Source organism: Methylobacterium sp. 1A (assembly GCF_058072805.1).
On record NZ_JBYQVE010000002.1, the window covers coordinates 2,359,427 to 2,376,969 of the forward strand.

Genomic DNA, 17,543 nt, shown 5'->3' on the forward strand with positions numbered 1-17,543 from the left:
CATCGTCAACATCCGCCGGGCCGGGCCGCGGGGTCCGGACGTTTCCTCCCGGAGGTGAATCCGCTAGGCGTGAAGGCCGGTTCAGAGCGCGCCTTCGCTTTTCGGCATCGTTCGCGCGTTCGCACCGAAACCGGTTTCGTTTTCGCCGCGCGGAGGTCTGAAGGCATGCTCTCGGAGCGTCAGAACGCGATCATGGACGTCGCCCGGACCGAGGGGCGCGTCTCGGTCGATGCCCTGTCCGGCCGGTTCGCGGTCAGCGTGCAGACCATCCGGAAGGACCTGAACGACCTGTGCGACGCGCGCCTCCTCTCGCGCATCCACGGCGGGGCGGTGCTCGGCGCGGGCGCCGAGAACCTCGACTACGAGGCACGCAACGCGATCGCGGCGCCCGAGAAGGCGGCGATCGCGCGCGCGGCCGCCGACCTGATCCCGGACCGCTCCTCGCTGTTCATCAATATCGGCACCACCACCGAGGCCGTCGCCCGGGCGCTGCTGAGCCATTCCGGCCTCATGGTGATCACCAACAACCTCAACGTCGCGCTCGCCCTGCGGCCCAGCCCGGAGATCGAGTGCATCGTGGCGGGTGGCCTGATCCGCCGCTCGGACGGGGGGATCGTCGGGGAGGCGGCGGTGGATTTCATCCGCCAGTTCAAGGTCGATTTCGCGGTGATCGGGGCCTCGGCGATCGACGAGGACGGGGCCCTCCTCGACTTCGACTATCGCGAGGTCCGGGTCGCGCAGGCGATCATCGCCAACGCCCGCCACGTCGTGCTGGTCGCCGATTCCACCAAGTTCGAGCGCAGCGCGCCGGTCCGGCTCGCCCAGCTCAGCCAAGTCGGCACCTTCGTGACCGATCGCTGCCCCAGCGATACGCTGCGCGACCTGTGCCGCGCGTCCGGAGTGCGGCTCGTCGAAACCGGTCGCTGAGCGTATTGGTTTCGATTGACTTTCCTTTGGTTTCGTATTCAATTCCTCTGCTTTCGCAGCCGCGCGTCCGACGCCGCGGCACGAGAGGGGGAGGATCATGCGGACGTTCGACGTGGCCGTCATCGGCGGGGGGATCAACGGCTGCGGCATCGCGCGGGACGCGGCCGGCCGGGGATACTCGGTGTCGCTGACCGAGCAGAACGATCTCGGCAGCGGCACCTCGTCATGGTCGACCAAGCTGATCCACGGCGGCCTGCGCTATCTGGAGCACTACGAGTTCCGCCTCGTGCGGGAGGCGCTGGCCGAGCGCGAGGTGCTCTGGGGGATCGCGCCCCACATCGTGCGCCCGCTGCGCTTCGTCCTGCCGCTCCACGCGGGCCTGCGTCCGGCCTGGCTGCTGCGGATCGGCCTGTTCCTCTACGACCATCTCGGCGGCCGCAAGCGCCTGCCCGGCACGCGCCCCGTGGACCTCTCCGGCCCCATCGGCGCCCCGCTCAAATCCGATTTCCGGCGCGGCTTCGAGTACTCTGACGCGCGCGTCGACGACACGCGCCTAGTGGTGCTCAACGCGCGCGACGCCGAGGCGCGGGGCGCCGAGATCGCGGTGGGGACCCGCGTCGTTTCGGTCCGGCGCGAGGGCGATCTCTGGCGCATCGTTCGGCGCGAGCTTCGGACCGGCCGCGAGGAGGAGATCGCCGCGCGCTTCCTCGTCAACGCAGCCGGCCCCTGGGTCGACCGGGTGATCCAGGGTCCGCTCGGCCGGAGCGAGGCCAAGCACGTGCGCCTCGTGCAGGGCTCGCACATCGTGATGCGCAAGCTCTACGACCACGACCGGGCCTTCATCTTCCAGAACGCGGACGGACGCATCATCTTCGCGATCCCCTACGCGAACGACACGACGCTCGTCGGCACGACGGACCGTGACTTCTCCGGCGATCCCGCCGACGCGGCGATCACCGAGGAGGAAATCAAGTATCTCCTGAGCGCAGCCAGCGAGTACTTCGCGACGCCGCTTCGCAGGGACGACATCGTCTGGACCTTCTCGGGGGTGCGCCCCCTCTACGACGATCACGCCTCCGCGGCGCAGGAGGCGACGCGCGACTACGTGCTGAAGACGGACGGCGCGGCCGGCGAGGCGGCGGTGCTGAACATCTTCGGCGGCAAGATCACCACCTACCGCAAGCTGGCCGAGGATGCCCTGAAGGAGATCGGTCAGCGCCTCGGGGCGCGCGGCCGCTCGTGGACCGGAGGCGCCGCGCTGCCGGGCGGCGATTTCCCGGTGGACGGGGTGGCCGAGCTCGAGGCGCGCCTCGCCCGCACCGCGCCCCGGCTCGGCGCCGCCACGGCCCAGCGCATGGTGGCCGCCTACGGGACGGACGCGCTGCGCATCGCCTCGAATCTGGGACCCGATCTGGGACACGGCCTCCACGAGGGCGAGCTGCGCTGGATGATGGACCGGGAATGGGCCCGCACCGCCGAGGACGTTCTCTGGCGCCGGTCGAAGCTCGGTCTCGCCTTCTCGCCCGACGAGGTCGAGGCGCTCCGAGCGCGGATCGCGGCCATGACCGGCCGCACCGACGGTGCGATGGCCGCCGCCGTCTGAGACCGGCAAGGACGCAGCGAGACCGAGAGACGGCGACCCGGCCGAGCCGGAGAGGCGCCGCATCACAGGAGGAAACGATGCCGCGACCGGACCATGCCGTCCACCATCGCCACAGGTCGAGACCGGACGCGCGGATCGCGCGTCGGCGCGCCGATACGGCGCGACGCTGAGCGCTGCACCTCAGCACCCCGTCCAATCCGAGATGCGCCCGGGATGAGCCCGGGTTCATCCGCGGTCTCAAGCACCAAGGCGCGCCATGATCGGCTTTCTCGCTCCCGCGGCCCACCGGCCACCCATTCAGACGGATCGCGTCGATCCGACCTACCGCAAGCTGCGCTGGCAGATCTTCGCGGGCATCTTTCTCGGCTATGCGGGCTATTACCTGCTGCGCAAGAACTTCTCGCTGGCCATGCCCTACCTCGTCGAGCAGGGCTACAGCCGCGGTGAGCTCGGCACCGCGCTCTCCGCCGTCGCCATCGCGTACGGCCTGTCCAAGTTCCTGATGGGCATGGTCTCGGACCGCTCCAACCCGCGCTACTTCCTGCCGATCGGCCTCGTGCTCTCGGCGCTGGTGATGTTCCTGTTCGGCTTCGTGCCGTGGGCGACATCCAGCGTCGGCATCATGTTCGTGCTGCTGTTCCTCAACGGCTGGTTCCAGGGCATGGGCTGGCCCCCGAGCGGCCGCACGATGGTGCACTGGTGGTCCCAGAAGGAGCGCGGCGGCGTCGTCTCGGTCTGGAACGTGGCGCACAATGTCGGCGGTGGCCTGATCGGCCCGCTCTTCCTGCTCGGCTTGGCCTGGTTCAACGACTGGCACGCGGCGTTCTACGTGCCCGCCGCCGTGGCGCTCGGCGTCGCGGTCTTCGCCTTCATCACCATGCGCGACACGCCGCAATCCTGCGGGCTGCCCTCCGTGGAGGCCTGGAAGGACGATTATCCGGACGGCTACGACGCGAACCACGAGCGCGAGTTCTCCACGCGCGAGATCTTCGTCGAGCACGTGCTGAAGAACCGGATGCTCTGGTACATCGCCTTCGCCAACGTCTTCGTCTACCTGCTCCGCTACGGCGTGCTGGACTGGGCGCCGACCTACCTGAAGGAGGCCAAGCACTTCTCGGTCGACAAGACCTCCTGGGCCTACTTCCTCTACGAGTGGGCCGGCATTCCCGGTACCCTTCTCTGCGGCTGGCTGTCCGACAAGCTGTTCCGCGGCAACCGGGGCGCGACGGGCGTGGTGTTCATGTTCGGCGTCATGGCGGCGACGCTGGTCTACTGGCTCAATCCCGAGGGCAATCCGGGCGTCGACCTCGCGGCCCTGATCTGCATCGGCTTCCTGATCTACGGGCCGGTGATGCTGATCGGCCTTCAGGCCCTCGAGCTCGTGCCGAAGAAGGCGGCCGGGACGGCGGCGGGCTTCACGGGCCTGTTCGGGTATCTCGGCGGCTCCGTCGCGGCGAGCGCGCTGGTCGGCTACACGACCGACCATTACGGCTGGAACGGCTGCTTCATTCTCCTGCTGGCGGCCTGCGTCCTCGCCATCGTCTGCCTGTCGCTGACCCTGCGGCACAGCAGCACCGCGGTCGCGCAGCCTGCCTGAGCGGCGGTTTCCGGGCACGGCAGGGATGCTCAGGCTTCCTGCCGGCCCGTGCCGGTGCGATCGGGACGGGCGCCCGGAGCGGCCGTCCCGGCGCCGAGCGTGACGATCGGATCCTTCCGCCGGTCGTCAGGCCGTCACATCGCCCCGAGCGCCCGCGGGAGCCACAGGGACAGGGCGGGCCAGTAGGTCACCAAGACCAGGAAGGCCAGCATCGTCAGCAGCCAGGGCAGCACCGCGACGGTCAGCTCGGAGATGCCCATATGGGCGATCCCGCTCGCCACGTAGAGGTTGAGCCCGACCGGCGGGTGGCACAGGCCGACCTCCATGTTGACCGCCATGATGATCCCAAAATGGATCGGGTCGATCCCGAGCTTGACCGCGATCGGGAACAGGATCGGCGCCATGATCAGCAGGATCGAGGACGGCTCCATCACGTTGCCGGCGATCAGCAGGATGATGTTGACGACGAGCAGGAAGACCAGCGGGCTGAAGTTCATGGCGATCAGCCACGCCGCCATCGTCTGCGGGATGTTCTCCGACGTCATCAGGAACGAGAACAGCACCGCGTTGGTGATGATGTAGAGCAGCATCGCGCTCATGTTGGCGGACGCGAGAAGCACGCGGGGCACGTCCGACAGCTTCAGGTCCCGGTAGACGAACACCGCGATGACGAAGGCGTAGACGGCCGCCGTCGCGGCCGCCTCGGTCGGGGTGAAGATGCCGGCGTAGATGCCGCCGATCACCATCACCACGAGGAACAGGCCCCAGGCGCTCTCGCGGAAGGCGCGCAGGCGCTCGGCCCAGGACGCCTTCGGCATGCGCGGATAGCCGCGGCGCTTGGCGATGACGAAGGTGACGCTCGCCAGCATCGCCGACAGGACGATGCCGGGCATCACCCCGGCGAGGAACAGGTTGCCGATCGAGGAATTCGTCGACACCCCGTAGAGCACGAGGATGATCGAGGGCGGCACGAGGATGCCGAGCGCTCCCGAGGTGGTGATCACCCCGGCGCCGAAGCGCCGTGGGTAGCCCTCCGCCACCATGGCGGGCAGGATGATCGAGCCGATCGCCACCACGGTCGCCACGCTCGACCCTGACACGGCGGCGAACAGCGCGCAGGCGACCACGCCGGCGAGGCCGAGGCCGCCCGGCCAGTGCCCGACGAGGGAGGTCGTGAAGGCGATCATCCGCCGCGCCACGCCGCCATGGGCCAGGAAGTTGCCGGCGAGGATGAAGAACGGGATCGCCATGATCGAGAAGTTCTCGATCCCGGTGAACAGCTTGAGCGCGACGCTCTCGATCGGCACCTGCGTGAGGGTGAACAGGAAGGTCAGCACCGTCAGGCCGAGCGCGATCGAGATCGGCATGCCGGTGAGCATGAGGGCGATGAGCAGCCCGAAGATGATCAGGCCGCTCATGCGGGGCCTCCCTCGCGGCCGAGCTGGATCGGGTCGACACCCTCGACGGTCGGGACGCCGTCGACATGGGCGTGATCGCGGGCGGGCAGATGCCCGGTCTTCCAGTAGCTCCACGCGACCTGCAGGAAGCGGAAGCACATCAGGTAGGAGCCGAGCGGGATCGCAAGGTAGACGATCCAGACCGGGATCTCCATGTCGGGCGTCGTCTGGTCGGTGTGGCCGATGCGCCAGACGAAGTTCGTGCCGAGCGTGCCGACGATTCCGGTGAACAGCGCGCCCGCCGCGAGGCTGACCAGGACCATCACCCGGCGCGCGCCCGGCGGCAGGCGGTTGACCAGCACGTCGACGCCGACGTGGATGCCGGTGCGCACGCCGTAGGCCGCGCCGAACTTCGCCACCCAGATGAACATGTAGATGCACAGTTCCTGCGACCAGCCGAAGTCGATCCGGTCGGTGTAGTCCTGCAGCGCCGGGATGCCGGAGAGGAACCGGTGCACCACCGTGGCGAAGGTGATGACGGTCGCGGCCGCCATCAGGGTTCCGATCAGCACCTCTTCGAGCCGATCGAGCAGTTTCAGCAACATGGTCGGTCCGGGCGCTGCTGCGGCGGGATCAGTTGTTCGGCGCCGCCTCGGCTTCCTTGTTCAGCGCCGCGACCAGATCCTTGCCGACGCGGGAGGCCATCTCGCGCTGGACCGGCGCCAGGGCCTTGCGCCACGCGGCGTTCTCGGCATCGGTCGGAGTGTAGACCTCGGTCTTGCCGGTGGCGCGGATGTCGGCGAGCGCCTTCTCATTCTGCTTGTCGGCGATCTCGTGCTCGTAGGCGGTCGCGTCCTTGATGGCGCCCTCGAGCGTGGTGCGGATGTCGGCCGGCAGCCCGTCCCAGAAGCCCTTGTTCACGATGACCGCGTAGCCGATGTAGCCGTGGTAGGTCAGCGTGGCGTGCTTCTGCACCTCGTTGAGCTTCTGGGTCGTCACGTTCGACGGCGGGTTCTCCTGGCCGTCGACCACGCCGGTCTGCAGCGCCTGGTAGAGTTCGGAGAAGGCGAGCACCTGCGGCAGCGCCCCGAGCTGCTTGAACTGCGCCTCCAGAACCTTCGAGGACTGGATCCGGAACTTCAGGCCCTTCACGTCCTCGGGGGCGTGCATCGGCTTGTTGCCGGTGAGGATCTTGAAGCCGTTGTCCCAGTAGCCGAGGCCCTTGATCCCCTTGGTCTCGAGCTTCTTGAACAGGCCCTGGCCGATCGGCCCGTCCTGGACGCGCCGCAGCACCTGCTCATTGGGGAAGATGTAGGGCAGGTCGAAGGCCTCGAACTCCTTCACGCCGAGGGGCCCGAACTTGCTCGTGGACGGCGCCAGCATCTGCACGGCGCCGAGCTGGAGCATCTCCACCTCCTCCTTGTCCTTGTAGAGCGTGCTGTTGGGGTAGATCTCGACCTTGACCGCGCCCTTGGTGCGCTCCTCGGCGAGCTGCTTGAACCGCTCGGCGCCCTGGCCCTTGGGCGTGTCGGTGGTGGTGACGTGGCTGAACTTGATGACGATGGGGCTCTGCGCCGCGGCCGGCGTGACGAAGGCGAGCGCACACACGAGCGCACCGAGTATCCGAGCCGTCATCGCGTCCTCCCAGACCTGAGCCCGCGTCGTTGCGCGGATTGAATTTTGGATAGACTTGCAGGTGAGCGCGGTGGCGACAAGCGCGAAAGTGCGACGCCGGGGGGAAGATGTCGCCCGCACAAACGTTTCGGTCTTGATGCGGGCGGCAATGGGACCGGGCCCCGACGCGTCAGGTCCTGTCGCGCCCCCCGATGAAAGCCTGCACGGCCTCCCGATGCTCGGGCGTCGCGGTGACGACGGCGTAGTGGGAGGAGATCAGGTCGAGGTTGGTGCGCAGGTCGTTGCGCATGCCCTGGTAGACCGCGCGCTTGATCAGGCTCAGCGTCAGCGGCGGCGCCTTGGCGATTTTCCGCGCCAGCGCCGCCACGGCCGGCATCAGGTCCGCGTCGGCGTGGACGCCATTGACGAGGCCGATCCGCAGGGCCTCGTCGGCATCGACGAAATCGCCGGTGAAGAACAGCTCCAGCGCCTTCGCGGTCCCGACAAGGCGGGGCAGGAAATGGGCGCCGCCCGCGCCGGGGACGAGGCCGACCCGCACGTAGGTCTCGGCGAAGCGGGCGCTCCTGGCGGCGAAGCGCAGGTCGCACATCAGGGCGAGGTCGAGGCCGGCACCGGTGGCCACGCCGTTCAGGGCGGCGATCACCGGCTTGTCGAGATCCTCCAGCGTCAGCGGGATGCGCTGGATCCGCCCGTAAAGCTCCTCCTTGCGTCGTGCCGGCGGCTGGTCGAGGCGCTCGCCCATCTCGACGATGTCGCCGCCGCTGCAGAAGGCCGAGCCCGCGCCGGTCACCACCACGACGCGGATCGCCGCGTCGGTGCGGCAGCGCTGCAGGGCCTCCGTCCAGGCCTCGATCATCGGGAAGGTGAAGGCGTTCTTCCGCTCGGGCCGGTTCAGCGTGATGGTCGCCACCCCGTTGGCGACGGAGAACAGCAGGTCCTCGCCGGCGTCCTGTGTCTCGGCTTCAGCATTCATCGGGCGGCCTCCAGTGGCGCAGCATCGGAACTGTCCGGCGCGTCGATCAGGGCGGCGATCTCCGCCGGGTCGAGCCCGGCCTCGGCCAGGACCTCGGCGGTGTGCTCGCCGTGCCGGGGGGCGTGGCGGCGGATCGCGAAGCGGCTGCCGCTGAACGAGACCGGCCGGCGCATGGTGCGGTAGCGCCCCTCGCTCGGATGCTCGGCGCTGCCGAAGAAGCCCACCGCCTTCAGGTGCGCGTCCTCCGGCAGGTCCTCCAGGCCGAGGACCGGCATGCACGGGATGCTCACCGAGTCGCAGAACGCCACCCATTCGGCGGTGGTCTGGCGCGCCGCCTCCTCCTCGACCAGCGCGTAGAGGATCTCGATGTTCTCCACCCGCACGGCGAGCGGCGCGAAGCGGGGATCGTCCACGAACTCGAGCCGGCCGGTGTGGATGAAGAAGTCGCGCCAGTTCCGGTCCGAGTAGGGCAGGATACAGGCGTGGCCGTCCCGGGTCCGGTAGGGCTTGCGCCGCGGGCTCAGGACCCGGTTGAAGCCCGGCGGACCGAGCGGCGGCTCGAAGGCGTAGCCGACCATGTGCTCGACGAAGTTGAACTCCACCATGGTCTCGAACATCGGCACCTCGACCGCCTGCCCACCGCCGCCGGCCCGGCGCTCGTAGAGGGCGGCGAGGATCGCGCAGGCGATGGCCTGCCCGGCGATCTTGTCGCACAGCACCGTGGGCAGGTACCCGGGCTGGCCGGTGACGGTTGTCTGCAGGGCCGCGAGGCCGGAGCCCGCCTGGATCAGGTCGTCGTAGGCCGCCTTGTGGGCGTAGGGGCCGTCGGCCCCGAACCCGTAGGCTCCGCAGAAGACGATGTCGGCCTTGAGCGCGCGCACCCGCTCGTAGCCGTAGCCCAGTCGCAGGATCGCGTCGGGCCGCATGGAGTGGACGAAGACGTCGGCCGTGGCGATCAGCCGGTCGAGGGCGGCCCGCGCCGCCGGCCGCTTCAGGTCGAGGCGGACGCTGCGCTTGTTGCGGTTGAGGTGCAGGAAGTTGCCGCCCATCCCGGGGCCCCGGGCCGGCCGGTAATGCCGGAAGGAATCGCCCTCCGGCGTCTCGATCTTGATTACGTCGGCGCCGAGATCGGCCAGGATATGCGTCGCCGAGGGCCCCATGATCACGCTGGTCAGGTCGACCACCCGCACGCCCGCGAGCGGGCCGGCCGTGTTCGTCTCGGTGGAGTGAGTTTCGGCGGAGTGATCCGGCACGCCTGTCTCCCCTGTCACCCGGCGCCGCCGCGCAGGCGGACCAGCATCGGCCAGAGGGCCGCGCCGCCGCCCGCGCAGACCGCGCGCCCGATCCGCTCCTGCCAGAGGGCGTCGGATCCGAACTCGTCGCGCCAGGACCAGAGCCGCCGCGTCGCGCGGTGGAGCGGGTGCTCCTGGGTGAAGCCCATGGCCCCGTGGATCTGGTGGCCGATCGCCGCGACGTGGCCCGCCGCCTCGCCGCAGCGCGCCTTCGCGATGGCGGTGGCGAGGACGAAGCGCGGATCGCCCCAGCAGGCGGAAGCGAGGTCGGCGGCCGCGCTCGCCGCCGCGACCTCGCCCGCCGCCTCGGCCAGCATGTGCTGGATCGCCTGGAACTTGGCGAGCGGCCGGCCGAACTGCTGCCGCTCCTGCGCGTGATCGAGGGCCGAGCCGAGGCAGGTCTCCAGGGCGCCCACCATCTGCTGCGCCCGGACCCAGGCGCCGACGGCCTCGACGGAGGGCACGCCCGCGCCGGTCGCCCAGCCCGGCGCGGCGCGGACATCCTCGGCCAGGACGGTGTGGCCGGTCAGATCGAGCGTGTCGCGCGGCTCGCCCGCGAGATTGTGGTGCGTGTCACGGATCGTCTCGGGGGCGGCGATCCGCACGAGGTGCGGGACGCCGGCCGCGTCGACGGCGTCGAGGAGCAGGGCCGCGACCGAACCGCCCCAGGGCACCTGCGCGACCCGTCCGTCCAGGGCGAACCCCTCCGCGTGGGGCGCGATCCGCACGGGGCCACCGCCCGGGACCAGCGACAGGGCATCTTCGGCCACCTGTCCCCCCGCGGCAGCCCAAAGCGCCGCGCCCGCGACGGTCTCCGGCAGGGGCAGGGGGAGGGCGGCCCGGCCGCAACGCCGGATCAGCCGGGCCGCGGTCGTGGCGGCGAGACCGATCCCGCCCTCCGCCTCGGGCACCAGCGCCAGCGGCAGGCCGCTCGCGGCGAGCGCCGTCCAGAGATCCGCCGGCCAGAGATTTGCCGCCCTTGCGGCCGCGCCCGCGGCCCCGTCGCAGGCCGCCAGCAGCGCCGGCGTGAGGTGCTGGGCGAGCAGCCGCTCGACCTGATCGAGGACGATCCCGTCGACCGCGTCGCCGGCCTCGGCGTGCTCCATCCGGCTCATCGCAGCCCCAGCCCCCGGGCGATGACGCCGCGCAGGACCTCGCGGGTGCCGCCGCGCAGCGTGAAGGACGGTGCCCGCAGGGTCACGCCGCCCAGAGCCTCGCGGAAGGCGTCGCCCTGCGCGGTGAGGCTCGGCTCGACCGGCACCAGCCGCCGGGCGATCTCCGGCACCGCGCGCTCGAAGCTGTTGCCGACATCCTTGACGAGCGCCGCCTCGACGCCCGGCACGACGCCCTGGTCGAGGAGGCGCGCAACCGAGGCCGACATCCCGAGGAGCGCTGTGAGCTGCGCCACCATTCGCCCGGTCTCGACCGCCTGGAACCGGTCCGGCTCCGGCCCGATCCGGTCGACGAGTTCGACGAGCAGCCGGTAATCCGACAGGAAGCGGTCGGGGCCCGAGCGCTCGAAGGCGAGCTCCTCGGTGACGAGACCCCAGCCCGCGCCCTCGGCGCCGACCCGCATCGCGTCGGGGACGCGGTGATCGGTGAAGAACACCTCGTTGAACTCGTGATGGCCCGATAGGTCGAGGATCGGCCGCACCGTCACCCCGGGGGCCGCCATGTCGACGATGAGCTGGGTCAGCCCGCCGTGCCGGTCCGGCCCCGGCTCGCCGGTCCGGACCAGGGCTAGCAGGTAGTCGACCTGATGGGCGTTCGTCGTCCAGATCTTGGAGCCGTTGATCACCCAATCGTCGCCGTCGCGGACCGCGCGGGTCCGGACGGCGGCGAGGTCCGAGCCGGAATTCGGCTCGCTCATGCCAATGCCGAAGGCGCACTCGCCCCGGCAGATCCGCGGCAGGATCGCCCGCTTGGCCGCCTCGGTGCCGTGCCGCAGGATCTGCGGGCCCGACTGGCGGTCGGCGATCCAGTGCGCGCCGCAGGGGGCGCCGGCCGCCAGCATCTCCTCGGTGACGACGAAGCGGACGAGGCCGGAGCGGCCGTGGCCGCCATAGGCCTCCGGCATTGTCAGGCCGATGAGGCCCGCGGCCCCCGCCCGCCGGCTGAAGGCGGCGTCGAAGGTCGTCCACGAGGTCCGGTGCGGGACGAAATGCCCGGCCGCCCGTTCCGCGTCGAGGAAGGCGCGGACGGACGCGCGGGCGGCCTCGGCCTCGGGCGGGAGCGGCTCGGCGCTGAAGCGGAAACTGTGCATCGGGGCTCCCTGAGCGGCGGGACGGGCTGGCGGCGCCGAATCCGCGGCGCTCAGCTGCCGTCGCGGCCCTCGAGGCCGGGGAAGAAGATCTCCTGCCAGTCGCCCGGCACCTTCCGCAGGAAGCCCTGCGTCGCCATCGCCTTGGCGAGGGCGACCATTCCCTTCGGGGCCACGTCGTAGACGATGGAACCGTCGGTCAGGATCGCCTCAACTTGCGCGCGGTCGATCTGAACCTGCTCCGAGGCGAGATAGATCGACGCCGCGCGCTTGGGGTCGCTGCGGATCAGCGCCACCGCATCCTCCATCCCGGCGCGGATCGCCTGCGCGACCTTCGGGTTCGCGTCGACAAACCCCTGCTTCGCGTTCAGGGTCGCGGCGGTGATGTCGCCGCTGCCGATCAGGCCGGTCGAGGTCATGACCGTCCGGATCTTCGGATCCGCCTGCAGCACCTGGGTGAAGGGCGGCGTCGCGAAGTAGCCGGCGATGCCCTGTCCGGCGCGCATCGCCGCGGTGGCGTCCGGATGGGGCAGGCTTACCATCAGCGCGTCGGCCTTGGCCGATCCGCCGAGCTGCTGGGCCGCCGCGACCCGCAGCAGGATCGCCTGAGGCGAGTTGAAGGCCGGGACCGCGATCTTGTCGCCGAAGGTGAAGTCCTTCAGTGCGGTCACGCCGGGCTTGCCGGTGAACAGCGTGTAGACGACCGAGCTCAGGGCGGTGAGGCTCTTGATCTGCTGGCTCCCGCGGGTCTTGTCCCAGGCGATCAGGGCACCGGCTGAGCCGAGGGTGCCAAGCTCGACGCTGTCGGAGAGCAGCGCGTCGTTCATCGCCGTCGAGCCGCTGAAGCGGGTCAGCGTGACCGACAATCCGTCGAGCCCCGCCGCCTTGGCGCGTTTGTCGAACAGCCCCTCGCTCTGCGCGATCATCACCGGCAGGTAGACGAGGCCGTATTGCAGGCCGATGCGGACAGAGGCCGTCTCGGCCCGCGCCGCCCCGCCGAGGGCCGGGAGCATCAGCGCGGCGGCGAGGAGGCGCGCGGCGACGGCCGCGTGGCGGAGCGACATCGGCATTCCTCCCGAGCAGGGCCGCGCTTGCCGCGCGGTCTCCCGGTGCCGGTCAGTCAGACGAGTCCGACACCGCACACGAGTAGGGCAGAGCGCGCACCCGGCATCAACCGCCATCGCCCATATGCTGAGGAATATCACATATATGATGGGAGACGCCGGGCATGCCGGATCTATAGTGCCGGCGAGCGGCGCGGGCTGTTGGCGCGGCGGAGGAGGGAACGTGCCTGCGATGCGCCGCGATCACCACGGATCCGCGCGTGGGCGACCAGGGCCGTTTCGAGCTGTGCGGCCTCCGGGATTGTCGTTTCGCGCGTCGCGTCATGGTTGAGCGCATCGCTCCGCGGGGCACCGCGTCCACCGACCTAACGGTGGGGGCCGATCCCGCCGGTTCGGATGTGGCCCTGGTGAAGTCCGCCGGACGGGTGCTTCAGATCCTGGAGCTGTTCGACGAGATCCAGCGGGAAGCCAGGGTCTCCGAGATCGCCGAGCGGCTGAGCGTCCCGCAATCCTCGACGTCGGTGCTCCTGAAGAGCCTCGTCCGGCTCGGCTATCTCGACTACGACCCGGCGAGCCGCAGCTTCCTGCCGTCGCCCCGGGTGGCGCTCCTCGGCGCGTGGCTCGACAAGGGACCGGTGCGCGACGGCAGCCTCGTGCGCATGCTCGAGCACCTGTCGGAGCGCACGGGCGGGACGGTGATCCTCGCCGCGCGCAACGCGATCTTCTCGCAGTACGTCCACGTCCTGCAGGCGCGCACCGCCATGCGTTTCCACGTTCCGCCCGGGACGCGCCGCCTCGTCGTCTGGTCGGCGACCGGCACCGCGCTCCTCGCCGACAGCCCGGAGGCCGAGATCGGTCCGCTGGTCCGCCGCACGAACGCGGAGGCGCCGGCCGAGCAGCCGCCGATCGCGGTCGCGGCCGTCCTGACCAACCTGGCGCGGCTGCGGCGGGACGGGCACTTCCTCTCCCGCGGGCTCGTCACGCCGGGCGCCGGCTCGATCGCGGTCCCGCTGCCCCGGCGCATCGAAAGCAAGGGCCGCCCGCTGGCGGTCGCCGTGTCCGGCCTGCTCGACGAGTTCGAGCGTCGGGAAGCGGACATCGCCGCGACGATCCACGACGCGGTGGCGCGGTTCCTGCCGGAGGATCCGTCGCGGCCCTGAGGCCGGTCGCCGTCGACCCCGCCGTCACCTCCGAACCCCGCGCACGGCTGCAGATCGAGGATTGCGGGGCTGATCGGCCCGGTAGCGCGCTAGTGAGGCTCGAGGCCCTGCAGCCTCGAAGACGACCACGTGGAGACATCATCATCGTGCCCGGCGCCCCAACCGCGCGCGGCTCCGAGCCGCCCGATACGCTGCCGCGTCCGACCATCGCCGGCAACGTCGCCCTCGGCGTCACGCAGATCGTCCTGTGGGGCGGCACGTTCTTCCTCACCGCCGTCGTCTCGGACCCGATCGTCGCCGAGACTGGCTGGCCGCAGGCGATGGTGGTGGGCGCGCTCTCGCTCGCGATCTTCGTGTCGGGCCTGCCCGCGCCGTTCGTCGGCCGCATGATCCGGCGTCACGGCGGGCGGCCGGTCCTCGTAGCCGGCGCCACGATCATCGCGGCGGGCCTCGTGCTGATGGCGGTCGCGCAGTCCCTCCCGGTCTTCCTGCTCGCCTGGATGGTCGCCGGCCTCGGCATGTCGGCCGCGCTCTACGACCCGCTCTTCGCGGCAATCGGCCAAGCCTACGGCGCCGCCGCGCGCGGGGCGATGACCCAGATCGCGATCTCGTCGGGCTTCGCGGTCTCGCTCTGCTGGCCCGCCACGCGGTTCCTGGTCGATCATGTCGGCTGGCGCGGGGCCTGCCTCACCTACGCGATCCTGTCCGTCGCCCTCGTGGTCCCACTCTTCGCCTGGGCGCTGCCGGCCCGGAGCCGGGGCGCGGTCGAGCTCGCCGCGGCGCCCCGGCCCTACGAGCCGACCGGCTCGACCGAAGCGGCGCGCCTGCCGGCGGAGCGCCTGCTCGCCGTCACCTTCACGATGGCGGCGATGATCATGACCGCCACTTCGGTGCAACTGCTCAACCTGCTGCAGACGCTGGGCGTCGGCGCGACCGCCGCGGTGGCCCTGACCGGCCTGATCGGTCCCGCCCAGGTCGGCGTGCGCGTCGTCGAACTGGCCCTCGGCCGCCGCGCCCACCCGGCCTTGTCCCTGCTCCTGTCGAGCGCCAGCGTCGGGCTGGGGCTCCTGCTGCTAGCGACGATCCCGTCCCTGGCGTGGCTCGCGATGGTGCTCTACGGCGCCGGCAACGGCATGCGCACCGTCGTGCGGGGCACGCTGCCGCTGGCGCTCTACGGGCAGGGCCAGTACGCGGCGGCGATGGGCCGGCTCGCCCGCCTCCCGCTCCTCGGCCAGGCGATCACGCCCCTGGCCTGCGGCTACGTCGCGGAATGGTTCGGCCTCGTGCCGCTCTTGGAGGTGATGCTGGCCGTGGCGGCGATCAATCTCGGCCTGTCCGTCTGGGTGTTCGGCTTCGCGATGCGCCGCCCCAGCGTGCAGGCCTGATCGGACCGGGAGCCGATCACGGATCCACTCTGCAAGGTCGAGGATCGGCGTCGTCCGGCCTGTATCTTTGCCAGATTGACAGATTGTCGGACGATGTGCTCCATTCGGCCCGCGGATGAGAGGCATCCGCGAGGATGAGCCGGGTCAACCGGCCGCCCGAAGGAAACGCCCGCATGGACGCAGAGATCTACGAGATCTACGCGATCAAGTACGCGCATCATCACCGTATGGCCCGCGAGAACTTCATCGGCGGGGACATCCACGACGGCCCGATGCCGATCGATTACTTCGTCTGGGTCGTCGTCGGCGGTGGCAGGACGATCGTCGTCGATACCGGCTTCGACCGCGCGATGGCGACGAAGCGGGGCCGCAGCATCGTGCGGCCGGTCGAGGAGGGCCTGGCGCGGATCGGTGTCGACCCGCTGCGGGTTGAGGACGTCGTCCTGACCCACCTGCATTACGACCACGCCGGCAACCACGACCTGTTCCCGACGGCCCGCTTCCACGTCCAGGAACGCGAGATGGCGTTCTGCACCGGCCGGTGCATGTGCCATCCGGAGGTCCGCCACCCCTTCGCCGCCGAGGACGTGAAGGCGATGGTGGACCGCCTGTTCGAGGACCGCGTCCGCTTCCGCGAGACGACCGACACGCTGTATCCGGGGATCACCCTCCACCGGGTCGGCGGCCATTCGGACGGCCTGCAGATCGTCCGAGTCCGGACCGCGCGCGGCTGGGTCGTACTGGCCTCCGACGCCGCGCACTTCTACGCCAATATCGGTCGCCGGCTCGCCTATCCCATCGTCTACAATGTCGGCGACATGTTCGAGGGCTACCGGACGGTCCGGCATCTGGCCGAGTCCGAGGATCACATCGTCCCGGGCCACGATCCGCAGGTTCTCGCGATCTACCCGCCGGCGTCCGCGGATGTCGCCGGCTGGATCGCGCGCGTCGACCTGCCTCCGACCGCTTCACCGACCTACTGACCGGAGGATTCCATGATCGTCGAGATGCGCGTTTACTACTGCGCCCCGACCCGATTGCCGGCCCTGCTGGAGCGGTTCCGCTCCACCACGCTCGGCTTCTTCCAGAAATACGGCATCGAGCAGGTCGGCTTCTGGACCACGCTCGTCGGTCCCGACAACCACGCGCTCACCTACCTGCTCAAGTGGGAGGACATGGCCCAGCGCGAGGCGCGCTGGAACGCCTTCCAGGCCGATCCGGACTGGATCGCCGCCCGCGCCGAGACCGAGAAGGACCGGCCGATCGTCGCCCGGATCGAGAACACCTTCCTCGCCCCCACGGACTTCTCCGCCCTGCGCTGACGGGGACACGCGGCGCCGGGCAAGTCCGGCCGTCGCTCAGAGGGATATTCACGGCATGGAACAGAGAACCATCGGCGTCATCGGCCTCGGCATGATGGGCGATCCCATGAGCCGGTGCCTGGCCCGAGCGGGGCACGCGCTCCGCCTGCTCGATGCGGACGCAGGCCGGACCGACGCGCTCGCCCGGGACCTCGGCGCGGCGACGCTCACGCGGGAGAACGCGTCCGAACTCGACCTGCTGATCACGATGCTGCCGAACTCGGCCATCGTCGAGGCGGTGCTGCTCGACGAGGGGTGGGCCGACGCGCTCCCGGCCGGCGCCACCGTGATCGACATGAGCTCGTCGGAGCCGGTGCGGTCCCGCGCGCTCGGCGAGACGCTCGCCGGGAAGGGGCTCGGCTATCTCGACGCGCCGGTCTCGGGCGGCGTGCGGCGGGCGGTAGACGGAACGCTCGCGATCCTCGTCGGCGGCGCGGCGGATCTCCTCGCCCGCTGGCGGCCCGTGCTGGAGGCGATGGGCAGCTCGGTCCTGCATATCGGCCCGGCGGGATCGGGCCACGCCGCCAAGGCGCTGAACAACTTCGTCTCCGCCGCGGGCCTGCTCGCCACCGTCGAGGCGCTGCACGTGGCGCAGCGCTTCGGCATCGCGCCGGAGGCCATGACCGACGTGCTCAACGCCTCGTCCGGGCGCAGCAACACCTCCGAGAACAAGGTCAAGCAGTTCATGCTCAGCGGCAGCTTCGCCTCGGGCTTCTCGCTGAAGCTGATGGACAAGGATCTCGGCATCGCCGGGGACTTGGCCCGATCGGTCGATTACCCGCTCGGCTTCGGCCGGCACTGCATCGAGACCTGGCACGCCATCGCCGGCGAGGTCGGGCCCGCGGCCGACCACACCGAGATGTACCGCCTGCTGGCCGAAGGAGCCTGA

The 17,543-nt window shown here is 70.5% G+C and carries 16 protein-coding genes; 8 read left to right on the forward strand and 8 right to left on the reverse strand.

The features are described from left to right. The first annotated feature begins 165 nt into the window (after positions 1 to 165). The 3 genes from ACX9MN_RS31160 to glpT all read left to right on the forward strand — a co-directional run bounded on the left by ACX9MN_RS31160 (position 166) and on the right by glpT (position 4,127). Entirely contained in the window at positions 166 to 927 is a 762-nt protein-coding gene (locus tag ACX9MN_RS31160) for a DeoR/GlpR family DNA-binding transcription regulator (protein ID WP_020093146.1), read from the forward strand. Between the two features lie 97 nt (positions 928 to 1,024). Further along, on the forward strand, positions 1,025 to 2,530 hold the full coding sequence (glpD, locus tag ACX9MN_RS31165; RefSeq protein ID WP_489726296.1) for a glycerol-3-phosphate dehydrogenase: 1,506 nt from the start codon (positions 1,025 to 1,027) through the stop codon (positions 2,528 to 2,530). A gap of 256 nt (positions 2,531 to 2,786) precedes the next feature. After that, positions 2,787 to 4,127 (forward strand): glycerol-3-phosphate transporter, encoded by a 1,341-nt coding sequence (gene glpT / locus ACX9MN_RS31170; RefSeq protein ID WP_020093148.1) that lies wholly within the window; start codon positions 2,787 to 2,789, stop codon positions 4,125 to 4,127. 134 nt (positions 4,128 to 4,261) lie between these two features. On the opposite strand, the gene ACX9MN_RS31175 is transcribed toward glpT, so the two are convergent. The 8 genes from ACX9MN_RS31175 to ACX9MN_RS31210 form a co-directional block, all read right to left on the reverse strand. Continuing rightward, positions 4,262 to 5,545, reverse strand: coding sequence for a TRAP transporter large permease (locus ACX9MN_RS31175; protein WP_056533341.1), 1,284 nt, complete (start codon positions 5,543 to 5,545; stop codon positions 4,262 to 4,264). Further along, a complete protein-coding gene (locus ACX9MN_RS31180; protein ID WP_020093150.1) occupies positions 5,542 to 6,129 on the reverse strand; it encodes a TRAP transporter small permease in 588 nt (195 codons plus the stop codon). Before ACX9MN_RS31180 ends, ACX9MN_RS31175 begins: the two co-directional genes overlap by 4 nt. A 28-nt stretch (positions 6,130 to 6,157) precedes the next feature. Next, complete coding sequence (locus tag ACX9MN_RS31185) at positions 6,158 to 7,159, reverse strand: TRAP transporter substrate-binding protein (protein WP_331298785.1); 1,002 nt, start codon at positions 7,157 to 7,159, stop codon at positions 6,158 to 6,160. 169 nt (positions 7,160 to 7,328) lie between these two features. After that, the gene (locus ACX9MN_RS31190; protein WP_489726297.1) at positions 7,329 to 8,132 is read right to left on the reverse strand and encodes an enoyl-CoA hydratase/isomerase family protein; all 804 of its coding nucleotides are present in this window, start codon (positions 8,130 to 8,132) and stop codon (positions 7,329 to 7,331) included. Then, positions 8,129 to 9,385 carry a CaiB/BaiF CoA transferase family protein gene (locus ACX9MN_RS31195; protein WP_489726298.1) on the reverse strand — a complete coding sequence of 419 codons (1,257 nt, stop codon included), beginning with the start codon at positions 9,383 to 9,385 and terminating at the stop codon, positions 8,129 to 8,131. Before ACX9MN_RS31195 ends, ACX9MN_RS31190 begins: the two co-directional genes overlap by 4 nt. A 14-nt stretch (positions 9,386 to 9,399) precedes the next feature. Next, positions 9,400 to 10,530: an acyl-CoA dehydrogenase family protein gene (locus tag ACX9MN_RS31200; protein WP_489726299.1), complete on the reverse strand. Its 1,131-nt coding sequence runs from the start codon at positions 10,528 to 10,530 to the stop codon at positions 9,400 to 9,402. A gap of 5 nt (positions 10,531 to 10,535) precedes the next feature. Next, positions 10,536 to 11,687, reverse strand: a complete 1,152-nt coding sequence (locus ACX9MN_RS31205; protein WP_331298790.1) for an acyl-CoA dehydrogenase family protein — start codon at positions 11,685 to 11,687, stop codon at positions 10,536 to 10,538. A gap of 50 nt (positions 11,688 to 11,737) precedes the next feature. Further along, complete coding sequence (locus ACX9MN_RS31210) at positions 11,738 to 12,748, reverse strand: ABC transporter substrate-binding protein (protein ID WP_244526951.1); 1,011 nt, start codon at positions 12,746 to 12,748, stop codon at positions 11,738 to 11,740. Between the two features lie 407 nt (positions 12,749 to 13,155). Here ACX9MN_RS31210 and ACX9MN_RS31215 point away from each other — a divergent pair, with 407 nt between their 5' ends. The 5 genes from ACX9MN_RS31215 (at position 13,156) to ACX9MN_RS31235 (ending at position 17,543) form a co-directional block, all read left to right on the forward strand. Next, on the forward strand, positions 13,156 to 13,908 hold the full coding sequence (locus ACX9MN_RS31215) for an IclR family transcriptional regulator (protein ID WP_489726300.1): 753 nt from the start codon (positions 13,156 to 13,158) through the stop codon (positions 13,906 to 13,908). Between the two features lie 146 nt (positions 13,909 to 14,054). After that, positions 14,055 to 15,293, forward strand: coding sequence for an MFS transporter (locus tag ACX9MN_RS31220; RefSeq protein ID WP_489726301.1), 1,239 nt, complete (start codon positions 14,055 to 14,057; stop codon positions 15,291 to 15,293). Positions 15,294 to 15,466: 173 nt separating this feature from the next. Beyond that, positions 15,467 to 16,276, forward strand: a complete 810-nt coding sequence (locus ACX9MN_RS31225; protein WP_020093159.1) for an N-acyl homoserine lactonase family protein — start codon at positions 15,467 to 15,469, stop codon at positions 16,274 to 16,276. Positions 16,277 to 16,288: 12 nt separating this feature from the next. Continuing rightward, entirely contained in the window at positions 16,289 to 16,615 is a 327-nt protein-coding gene (locus tag ACX9MN_RS31230) for an NIPSNAP family protein (RefSeq protein ID WP_020093160.1), read from the forward strand. 55 nt (positions 16,616 to 16,670) lie between these two features. Then, entirely contained in the window at positions 16,671 to 17,543 is an 873-nt protein-coding gene (locus ACX9MN_RS31235) for an NAD(P)-dependent oxidoreductase (RefSeq protein WP_489726302.1), read from the forward strand.

Bases quoted from the DNA above. Each gene is read 5' to 3' on its own strand.
- ACX9MN_RS31235 (WP_489726302.1), top strand. From the start codon at position 16,671: ATGGAACAGAGAACCATCGGCGTCATCGGCCTCGGCATGATGGGCGAT.
- ACX9MN_RS31200 (WP_489726299.1), bottom strand. From the start codon at position 10,530: ATGGAGCACGCCGAGGCCGGCGACGCGGTCGACGGGATCGTCCTCGAT.
- ACX9MN_RS31175 (WP_056533341.1), bottom strand. From the start codon at position 5,545: ATGAGCGGCCTGATCATCTTCGGGCTGCTCATCGCCCTCATGCTCACC.
- ACX9MN_RS31180 (WP_020093150.1), bottom strand. From the start codon at position 6,129: ATGTTGCTGAAACTGCTCGATCGGCTCGAAGAGGTGCTGATCGGAACC.
- ACX9MN_RS31160 (WP_020093146.1), top strand. From the start codon at position 166: ATGCTCTCGGAGCGTCAGAACGCGATCATGGACGTCGCCCGGACCGAG.
- glpD (WP_489726296.1), top strand. From the start codon at position 1,025: ATGCGGACGTTCGACGTGGCCGTCATCGGCGGGGGGATCAACGGCTGC.
- ACX9MN_RS31210 (WP_244526951.1), bottom strand. From the start codon at position 12,748: ATGTCGCTCCGCCACGCGGCCGTCGCCGCGCGCCTCCTCGCCGCCGCG.
- ACX9MN_RS31185 (WP_331298785.1), bottom strand. From the start codon at position 7,159: ATGACGGCTCGGATACTCGGTGCGCTCGTGTGTGCGCTCGCCTTCGTC.
- ACX9MN_RS31230 (WP_020093160.1), top strand. From the start codon at position 16,289: ATGATCGTCGAGATGCGCGTTTACTACTGCGCCCCGACCCGATTGCCG.
- ACX9MN_RS31205 (WP_331298790.1), bottom strand. From the start codon at position 11,687: ATGCACAGTTTCCGCTTCAGCGCCGAGCCGCTCCCGCCCGAGGCCGAG.
- ACX9MN_RS31190 (WP_489726297.1), bottom strand. From the start codon at position 8,132: ATGAATGCTGAAGCCGAGACACAGGACGCCGGCGAGGACCTGCTGTTC.
- ACX9MN_RS31225 (WP_020093159.1), top strand. From the start codon at position 15,467: ATGGACGCAGAGATCTACGAGATCTACGCGATCAAGTACGCGCATCAT.
- glpT (WP_020093148.1), top strand. From the start codon at position 2,787: ATGATCGGCTTTCTCGCTCCCGCGGCCCACCGGCCACCCATTCAGACG.